Here is an 8,836-nt window from a genome sequence, read left to right as displayed (position 1 = left end):
GCGTCTGTTGGGCGGCGGCGGGGCCCCGCACCGGATTAGGGCCTTCTAACGGGGGCGTGGCTTATAACCACCCCCCCCACGGCCCCTTTCTTTTTTCGCCAGGCCTGGAACCAGACCGGGTCGTACCCTCGTTATGGATCTATCGGGGATCCGACGGAGGGCGAACGCAATGCAACCCAACCAGCCGAACCAGCCCGGCCAGCCGCAGCCGCTCGATCAGGTCGCGGGTGAGCGTCTCTCGCACGCGAACCGCATCTTCACCTCGGACCTGTCGGTCAACGAGTTCGCACTGCTGCACGGCGCGGGCTTCGAACCCATCGATCTGGTGATGGGGGTATCCGTCTATCACGTCGGCTTCCAGTTCACCGGCATCCGCCAGCAGCAAGAGCTGCCGGTGCTGACCGAGGCCACCTACCGGGCCCGCTGGAATGCCATGTCCCGCATGCAGGCCGAGGCCGACGCGCTCAAAGCCGACGGTGTGGTGGGGGTCCGCCTGGAGTGGCGGCAGCACGGCGAATCCATGGAACACCTGGAGTTCATCGCCGTCGGCACCGCTGTCCGCTTCGCGAAGAACCCCGGCAGCTACCGCCGTCCGAACGGCCAGGCGTTCACCAGTCACCTCTCCGGCCAGGACATGGTGACCTTGCTGCGCACCGGCTACGCCCCGGTCGCCTTCGTCATGGGCAACTGTGTGTTCCACGTGGCCGTGCAGAGCTTCCGGCAGATGCTCAGCCAAATGGGCCGCAATATGGAGATGCCGCAGTGGACCCAGGGCAACTATCAGGCCCGGGAACTGGCCATGTCCCGCATGCAGGCCGAGGCGGAACGCGACGGCGGGACCGGTGTCACCGGCGTCAGCTTCGATATCTCCAACTACGCCTGGGGTTATCACACGGTGGAGTTCTACGCCTCCGGCACGGCCATCCGCCGCATCGGTGACGGTGACCCGATCATCCCGCAGTTCACCCTCGGCCTGGACTCGTGACCGACTTCGACGTCGAGACCGCCACCGGTGCCATCAATGCGGCACTCGGCGGTCCGGGCGGGCTGGGTCTGGTCTTCAACGTGTTCTCCGGCGTCCCCGGAGTTACCCGGACCCCGCCCCGCAAGTCCATGTTCCGCTCGGATCCCGAACGGGTGCAGATCGGTTCGTGGCGCTACGAGGTGACCAGGGATCAGCGCATCAAGGCCGGTCACGTGGTCGGCGGGATCGTGCTGGCCGAGGAGTTGCTCCCGGCCGCCGCCATCGCACCGCACCTGGCTCGCGCGCTGGCCGAGATCGCCGCCTCCTATGGGCCGCCGGCGCTGCCGCATCTCTCGGCCGCACTCGAGGTTCTGGCCGGTGCCGGCTGAAAGAGCAACCCGTGAGCGAACTTTCGTTGTTTCACATGAAACTATGTTTTCGAATGGAATGAAAGCCGCACGGTCCGTTCGAATCTCATAGGGTGCTGTAGTGATCTCCGTAGCCACCTGGAATGTCCTGCACCGTGTCCATGCCGACAACTGGGTCAGCGATATCGCCGGGCTATGGCCGGAGGAATCCAAGCGCATCGCCGCCGTGACCGCGATGGTCGCGGCCCGCACCGAGACCGTCGTCGCACTCATGGAGGTCAGTGGCGACCAGCTCGCCAGTCTCCGGAATGCCCTGCCCGGCAGGGAATTCCATGTGCTGGACTACCCGCGCGTGCCGCGCCCCCGCCGCGTGGCCAATGTGCTCGAGGACCGGAGCGAACACCTGGTCATCCTGGTCGACGGCAGCGCGCGACCGGTCGCGGCCGAATCCTTCGCCTTCGACCCGGGCAAGGGCGTCCTCGCGGTCGAACTCGACGGGCTGCTCATCGCCGCCACCCATGTGACCGGCGACGAACGCCGTGACATGCAGCTGAAGCGACTGCGTGAACTCACCGAGGCGAGGCCGGCCGTGCTGCTCGGCGACTTCAATATCGACCGGACCGCACTGGCCGCGGGCCTGGGCGACGGATATGCCGTCGCCGACTTCCCGTCCGATGCGGTCCCGACCCGGCCCCGGGACTCGGGCTCGAAATCCCAGTTCATCGATCATGTTGTCGGGCACGGAGTTCCGGTGCACGACCTGGCCGTCGAGGAGGTGGCCGGAGCCTCCGACCACAACCTCGTCCATGCCGTCGTCGGCTAGAACTCCCCTGCGACTCCCAGTACCGTCCGGCCGGAGTGGGTGCCGTCCAGAATGGAGTGCAGGACGGCTTCCGCCTCGGTGATCGGGGCATAGTTCTCCAGCAGCGAGAGATGCTGGGGCTTCAGGTCTTTTGCCAGCCGAGCCCACAGGTCCCGCCGCTGCGCGATCGGGAAGTGGGCGGAGTCGATGCCGAGCAGGGAGACACCCCGCAGGATGAACGGCATCACCGTGGTCGGCAGGTCGGAGCCACCGGTGAGGCCCGAAACCGCGACCGCGCCACCGTATTTGATGGCACTGAGCACGTAGGCGAGCGAGGTACCGCCGACGCTGTCGACCGCCGCCGCCCACTGCGCCTTGCCCAGCGCCCGGACCTTGTCCTCGCCGGGCAGCCGCCCGATCACGGCATTCGCGCCGAGCGCCGAAAGCAGTTCGCTCGCACCGATCTTCCCGGTGGACGCGACCACCTCGAAGCCGAGCCCGGAGAGAATGTCGACCGCCACGCTGCCCACGCCACCGGTCGCGCCGGTGACCAGGACCGGCCCGGCATCGGGGGTCAGCCCCGAATCCAGCAGTGCCTGCACGCTCATGGCCGCGGTGTATCCCGCGGTGCCGATGGCCGCGGCCTCGCGCGGGGTGAGCCCGTCGAGCTTCACCACCCACCCGGCCGGAACCCGCGCGTATTCGGCGAACCCGCCGTGATGGGCCACGCCGATCTCGTAACCGTGCGCCACCACCAGGTCGCCGGGTGCGAATTCCGGATCGGTGGAAGCGAATACCTCACCGGTGAGGTCGATGCCGGGGATGAGCGGGTACTGGCGCACCACACCGCCGCGCGGGGTGATGGCCAGCCCGTCCTTGTAGTTGGCGCTCGTGAAGTGCACCTTGATCGTCACTTCGCCCGGCATCAGGAAGTCGTCGGTGACTTCCTCCCGGGTGAGGGCGATCCCACTGTCCGTTTCGTGTGCCACCATCGCCTGGAACTCCATGTCCCGAGCATAGGGCCCCCGGCGCTGGTCAGATCGGTGAAAGCGGCCGGGATCAGGCGAATTTCGGACTCAGGCGAATTTCGGGGCGCGCTTGCCGGTGAAGGCGGCGATGCCCTCCTGCCCGTCGGCGGATTCGGCGCAGCGGGTGATGAACGCCGCCTCGGTGTTCAGCTGCTCCTCGAGGGTGTGCTGGGACGAGACCAGCAGCAGCTTCTTCACATTCGCGTTGGAGCCCTTGGGGCCGGTGGCGAATTCCTGCGCCAGCGCCTCCACCGCGTCGGTCAGCTCGGCATCCGGCACCACCCGGTGCAGCAGGCCCCAATCGAGGGCCTCGGCCGCGGCCAGGGTGCGGTTGGTGAGCATGAGGTCCTGGGTCTTGCGCAGGCCGATGAGGCGAGGCAGGTAGTAGGACGCGCCGCCGTCGGGGCTGAGCCCGATCTTGGTGTACGCCATGGTGAATTTGGCCGACTCGGCCGCCACCACCAGGTCGCCCGCCACCGCGAGGCTGAACCCGGCACCCGCCGCGGTGCCGTTGACGGCCACGATGAGCAATGCGTCCATCCGCGCCAGCGCCGACACCGCGCGGTGCAGGGTGTCGGCCAGCTTCTCGATGAACCGACCGGCATCCGCGCTCTCGGCCATGGCCCGGACATCGCCGCCCGCGGAGAAGAACCGTCCGGCACCGGTCAGCACGACCACCTTGACGGCCGGATCGTCCGAGCAATACGACGCCGCGCGCTCCAGCTCGTCGGCGAGGGCCTGATCGATGCCATTGGCGGCGTTGGGCCGGTTGAGCGTGATGCGGGCGATCGGGCCGTCGTGCTCGAACAGGATGTTCTCGTAGTCGCTCATCGCGAGAATGCCTTCCGTCGGTGGAACCTGATTCACAGCATGGCGTATTCGACCCGGACCCCGAGCAGCCGGATGGGCCGATCCAGCTCGAAAGAGTGCAGTACCTGCAGTGCGGTCTGCACGATCTCGTCGACATCGGCGGTCGGCGCGGGCAATTTCCGCTGTTTGCTGCGGGTGAAGAAGGTCTTGGTGCGGACGGTCACGCTGACTCTGCCGATAGCCCGCCCTTGCGCCACGGTCTCCTCGGCCACCTGGGTTGCCAGCCGGACAACTGCGGCGTCGATCTCCGCGCGCTCGGTGAGATCCTGCGGAAAGGTCTCGGAACGGCTGTGGCCCACCGGTTCTCGTGGCTCCGCAATATCGGTGTCGCCCGCACCGTGGCCCAGTACCCACAGGTAAGGCCCGGTATTCGGCCCGAATTCCTGCGCCAGCACATTCCGGTCCGCGGCTGCCAGGTCGGCGACGGTCTCGATACCCAAGCCGCTGAGCCGTTTCGCGATCCGCGCGCCGATTCCCCACAGCGCTCCGGTCGGCCGGTGCGCCATCAACTCCACCCAGTTGTCGGCGGTGAGCCGGAAGACCCCGGTTCCGGTCCCGGCAGCCGGCTCGTCGGACTCTCCGGTTTTGCCCACCGCCTTGGCGAATCCGGTGGCCAGCTTGGCCCGAGTCTTGTTGTCTCCGATGCCGACCGCGCAGGTCAGCTCCAATTCGGCAATGGCCGAGCGGATCTCATCGGCCAGTTGCTCCGGATCCTCGGTGTCCACCGCCAGGAACGCCTCGTCGAATCCCAGCACCTCGACCCGGCCGGGAAAGGTGCGCAGCAACGCCATGATCTCTTCGGACGCCTCGGCGTAGAACGCCAGATCCTGCGGCAGGAACACGCCCTCCGGGCAGATCCGCGCGGCATTGCGCAGCGGCATCCCGGCCCGCACGCCGAAGGCCCGGGCCGGATACGACGCGCAGGAGACCACCTTGCGAGGCTCGGCGGGATCGCCGTTCCCGCCCACGATGACCGGCTGACCGTGCAGTTCCGGATGACGCCGGAATTCGACCGCGGCCTGGAATTGGTCGAGGTCGACGTGCAGCAGCCAGCGCGTCACACCTCTGTCATACCGCATGGTCTCCCGAAATGCCGGGATCCCCGGGAATGGTCAGCGTGACCGGCGCATCCACGGCAGCGGCGAGCGGTAGGCGTAGCGCGCCTTCACCACACCCGTGTCCACCTGACCGGTGACCCGGATCAGCGGAGCTCCCGGAAAGCGCGGCAGCTTGACGCGGTTGGCCACCGTACCGTTGCCGGGCGTCACCCCGTCCATATCGACCCGCCAGCCGCGCGGCACGATCAGCACGATCGCTCCCGCCCCGGAGTCGACCTGGATGTCGATCTCGCGCCGTGAGCAGCGGGCCCGGGTGAAGTCGACGACCAGCTTGCCCGAAACGGCCTCGGCCACCAGCTTTTTGGGAACCGTCCAGTCGTCGTCGGTGCGCCGGGACCCGCCGGTCACCCTGATCGTCATGGGTGGCGCTTCGGCGGCAGGCTGATTTCGCCGTGCGCCGAACATGCGCTCGACATCGTCGACGTGGGTCGCGGGCGTCTGCCGCTGCACCTTGGTACGGGTCACCGAAACTCCTCCCCCGGCATGTGAAACGATCATGTGGGTTATGCCATGGGAGCTCGAATTATGCCGCATAGCAGGGCATTTGGGGAGGGCGAGGGCGCGTCGGCGGGCACAACACGGTGTCGGTTCGGGCACGGCCAGATCACGACCGTGCCCGGCCATGCGGGCAGGCTATCGACGGCCCTATCGGCGGCCCAGGAATACCGTGGTCGCGCCCAGGATGTAAATGTCCTCGCGCGCACCGAGATACGTCGCGGCGGCCGGATCGAGGACGGCTGCGAGGGTGGCGCGATCCGACTCCGAGAGCCGATCGCCGACTCGCTCGCTCAAGCCGCTCAGCCACGCGATGACGCTGTCGCGCACGGCGGGCGCGGGCGGCGCGGGATGGTCGGTGAGCACGCTGAAGGAGGTGACCGCCGACAACCCGGCCCGGCTGAGCGCCACATTCCAGCCGTAGGGCATGGGCGTGGAATCGGTGATGTCCGTGCGCATCTGGGCGAAGCCCGCCTCGCGCTGGGCCAGCAGCCGGTCCTGCAGGCCCGGCGTGCCGACGCCGAGGTCCCAGGGCAGACAGCGCATCGCCAGTCCGCCCTCGGCCAGGGCCAGCCAGCCGTCCGGTCGCAGCAGTTCGGCCAGGCGCGTGGTGCCCGCCTGCTGATCGGGCAGGTGATGCACCGAGCGCGAGGCCCACACCAGATCGGCGGCGGGCAGCCCCGCGCCGAACTCCGCCGCGGCGGCATCGGCCAGCACCGTCTCCACCCGGACCCGGTCGTCGCCGGCGAGCGCGATCTTCACGGACTGCTGGGCCACCTCGAGCAGTTCCGGCACCGCGTCCACGATGACCAGTCGCCCGCCGCCGCGTGCCAGCAGTTCGTGCGCGAACGCCACGCTCTGGCCACCGGCCCCGGCTCCGATATCGAGAACGGTCGGTTCGGTGCGGGCGGGAATCAGGCCGATCAACCGCCGTGCGATCTCGGCATTGGCCTCCGCCGACATGGCGTCGTCGCGCTGCAGATCCGGGATCATCGTCGCCCAGTCGATCTTGTCGTGGGTGTGTCCGTGAGCATGCCCGTGGGAGTGCTGATGCTCGTGGGAGTGCTGATGCCCGTGCGTGTCTGCCTGTCCGTGCGTGTGAGAACCCATGGTCCCGACGCTAGTGCCGGACCGGCTCCGGGTTCGAACCCTTTTGCCGATCCGGCAACCCGTGTCTTTACACCGCTGCGGGGCTCGCGTCGGCGAACTGGGTGCGGTACAGCTCGGTGTAGCGACCGTCCGCGGCCAGCAGTTCGGCATGGGTGCCGCGCTCCACGATCCGGCCGTGCTCGAGCACCAGGATCTGGTCGGCATTGCGGATGGTGGACAGCCGGTGCGCGATGACCAGCGCCGTGCGGCCGGTGAGCGCCTCGGCCAGCGCCTCCTGCACCGCCGCCTCCGACGTCGAGTCCAGCGAGGCCGTGGCCTCGTCGAGGATCACCACGCGCGGCTGCTTGAGCAGCAGCCGGGCAATGGTGAGGCGTTGGCGCTCACCACCGGAGAGCCGGTAGCCGCGTTCACCGACGACCGTGTCGAGTCCATCGGGCAGCGACTCGAGCAGATCGCGTAACCGCGCGCGCCCCAGCGCATCCCAGAGCTCGGCCTCGGTGGCCTCCGGGCGGGCCAGCAGCAGATTCCCGCGAATGCTGTCGTGGAACAGGTGCCCGTCCTGGGTGACCAGGCCGACGGTGTCCTGGATGGACTGCGCGGTCAGCTCCCGCACATCCTTGCCGCCCAGCAGCACCGCGCCGGAGTCCACGTCGTAGAGTCGCGAAACCAATTGCGCGATGGTGGATTTCCCGGCTCCCGAGGAGCCGACCAGGGCCACCAGCTGACCGGGTTCGGCGCGCAGCGAGACCTGGTGCAGCACTTCCTCGCCGCCGCGGGTGTCGAGCGTGGCGACATCCTCGAGCGAGGCCAGCGACACTTTGTCCGCCGACGGGTAGCCGAAGCTGACCTCGTCGAGCTCCACCGCGATCGGACCCTCCGGCACCGGCACCGCCAGCGGCGAATCCTCGATCAGCGGCTTCAGATCCAGGATCTCGAAGACCCGCTCGAAGCTCACCAGCGCCGACATCACGTCTACCCGGGCGCTGGCCAATGCAGTGAGCGGCGAGTACAGCCGGGTCAGCAGCAGCGAAAGCGCCACCACCGCACCGGGTTCCAGCTGCCCCTTCAGGGCGAGGTAGCCGCCGAGTCCGTAGACCAGGGCCAGCGCCAGCGCCGATACCAGGGTCAACGCGGTGACGAACACGGTCTGCAGCATGGCCGTGCGGACGCCGATATCGCGCACCCGCCCGGCGCGCAAGCCGAACTCGGAGGATTCCTGCCGCGGGCGGCCGAACAGCTTCACCAGGGTCGCGCCCGGCGCGGAGAACCGCTCGGTCATCTGGGTGCTCATAGAGGCGTTGAGCCCGGCCGCCTCGCGCTGGATGCCGGCGATCCGCTCACCCATGCGTCGCGCGGGGATCACGAACACCGGCAGCAGCACCAGCGCGAGCAGGGTGATCTGCCAGGACAGTCGCAGCATGACAGCGAGGGTGAGCGCGAGCGTCACCACATTGGTGACCACGCCGGACAGGGTGGTGCTGAACGCCCGTTGCGCCCCGATGACGTCGTTGTTCAACCGGCTCACCAGTGCGCCGGTCCGGGTGCGCGTGAAGAAGGCGATGGGCATCTTCTGGACGTGGTCGAACACCGCGGTGCGGAGATCGAAGATGAGCCCCTCCCCGATGCGCGCCGACAGCCAGCGGATGACGATGCCCAGCCCCGAGTCCAGTACCGCCACCGCCGCGATGATCGCCGCGAGGGTGATCACCGTGCGTGGTGCACCGTGCCCGACGATGGCGTCCACCACCCGCCCGGCCAGCACCGGCGTGGCCACCGCCAGCAGCGCCGAGGCGATGCTGAACACCAGGAACGCCATCAGCCGCCGATGATGTGGGCGCGCGAACGCCAGAATCCGCCGCGCCGTCACCAACCGGAACGGCCGCTGCTCGGTCGGCGCGTTCATCTGCCGGTACAGCTGGCTCATCGCCACGGATTCGATACTCATCCCCGCTCCTCACATTCGGGTTCCATCGAACCCCACACCACCGACACTAAGACCTGAACAAAGGTTGAGATCAAGCCCATCCGCCCGGCCCGCGGGTTCGCGCTGAGCGAAATCCACCGGCCGCACGCCTAGGGTT

The 8,836-nt window shown here is 68.3% G+C and carries 9 protein-coding genes; 3 read left to right on the top strand and 6 right to left on the bottom strand.

Translation table 11 applies throughout. The features are described 5' to 3' along the window. Positions 1–169: 169 nt before the first annotated feature. The 3 genes from ACFXHA_RS20720 to ACFXHA_RS20710 all read left to right on the top strand — a co-directional run bounded on the left by ACFXHA_RS20720 (position 170) and on the right by ACFXHA_RS20710 (position 2,155). Positions 170–985: a heavy metal-binding domain-containing protein gene (locus ACFXHA_RS20720; protein WP_379359028.1), complete on the top strand. Its 816-nt coding sequence runs from the start codon at positions 170–172 to the stop codon at positions 983–985. Continuing rightward, positions 982–1,353, top strand: coding sequence for a DUF5073 family protein (locus ACFXHA_RS20715; RefSeq protein WP_379359026.1), 372 nt, complete (start codon positions 982–984; stop codon positions 1,351–1,353). The genes ACFXHA_RS20720 and ACFXHA_RS20715 overlap by 4 nt, the downstream gene beginning before the upstream one ends. 100 nt (positions 1,354–1,453) lie before the next feature. Continuing rightward, a complete protein-coding gene (locus ACFXHA_RS20710; protein ID WP_379359024.1) occupies positions 1,454–2,155 on the top strand; it encodes an endonuclease/exonuclease/phosphatase family protein in 702 nt (233 codons plus the stop codon). Here the strand turns inward: ACFXHA_RS20710 and ACFXHA_RS20705 are convergent. From ACFXHA_RS20705 to ACFXHA_RS20680, 6 genes are all read right to left on the bottom strand, one after another. Then, positions 2,152–3,141, bottom strand: a complete 990-nt coding sequence (locus ACFXHA_RS20705) for an oxidoreductase (RefSeq protein ID WP_379359022.1) — start codon at positions 3,139–3,141, stop codon at positions 2,152–2,154. The two genes, ACFXHA_RS20710 and ACFXHA_RS20705, sit on opposite strands and share 4 nt — an antisense overlap. 69 nt (positions 3,142–3,210) lie before the next feature. After that, positions 3,211–3,993 carry an enoyl-CoA hydratase/isomerase family protein gene (locus ACFXHA_RS20700; protein WP_379359020.1) on the bottom strand — a complete coding sequence of 261 codons (783 nt, stop codon included), beginning with the start codon at positions 3,991–3,993 and terminating at the stop codon, positions 3,211–3,213. 32 nt (positions 3,994–4,025) lie between these two features. Further along, entirely contained in the window at positions 4,026–5,093 is a 1,068-nt protein-coding gene (locus ACFXHA_RS20695; RefSeq protein WP_379359619.1) for a DNA polymerase IV, read from the bottom strand. Positions 5,094–5,144: 51 nt separating this feature from the next. Then, positions 5,145–5,615, bottom strand: coding sequence for a hypothetical protein (locus tag ACFXHA_RS20690; protein ID WP_379359018.1), 471 nt, complete (start codon positions 5,613–5,615; stop codon positions 5,145–5,147). Positions 5,616–5,795: 180 nt separating this feature from the next. Continuing rightward, on the bottom strand, positions 5,796–6,755 hold the full coding sequence (locus ACFXHA_RS20685) for a class I SAM-dependent methyltransferase (RefSeq protein ID WP_379359016.1): 960 nt from the start codon (positions 6,753–6,755) through the stop codon (positions 5,796–5,798). 67 nt (positions 6,756–6,822) lie between these two features. Next, positions 6,823–8,700 (bottom strand): ABC transporter ATP-binding protein, encoded by a 1,878-nt coding sequence (locus ACFXHA_RS20680; protein WP_379359014.1) that lies wholly within the window; start codon positions 8,698–8,700, stop codon positions 6,823–6,825. Between the last annotated feature and the right edge of the window lie 136 nt (positions 8,701–8,836).

Source organism: Nocardia sp. NPDC059240 (assembly GCF_042753865.1).
Classification (GTDB): domain Bacteria; phylum Actinomycetota; class Actinomycetes; order Mycobacteriales; family Mycobacteriaceae; genus Nocardia.
This window is presented reverse-complemented; position numbering and strand designations above follow the sequence as displayed.

Bases quoted from the DNA above. Each gene is read 5' to 3' on its own strand.
- ACFXHA_RS20720 (WP_379359028.1), top strand. From the start codon at position 170: ATGCAACCCAACCAGCCGAACCAGCCCGGCCAGCCGCAGCCGCTCGAT.
- ACFXHA_RS20680 (WP_379359014.1), bottom strand. From the start codon at position 8,700: ATGAGTATCGAATCCGTGGCGATGAGCCAGCTGTACCGGCAGATGAAC.
- ACFXHA_RS20705 (WP_379359022.1), bottom strand. From the start codon at position 3,141: ATGGAGTTCCAGGCGATGGTGGCACACGAAACGGACAGTGGGATCGCC.
- ACFXHA_RS20685 (WP_379359016.1), bottom strand. From the start codon at position 6,755: ATGGGTTCTCACACGCACGGACAGGCAGACACGCACGGGCATCAGCAC.
- ACFXHA_RS20700 (WP_379359020.1), bottom strand. From the start codon at position 3,993: ATGAGCGACTACGAGAACATCCTGTTCGAGCACGACGGCCCGATCGCC.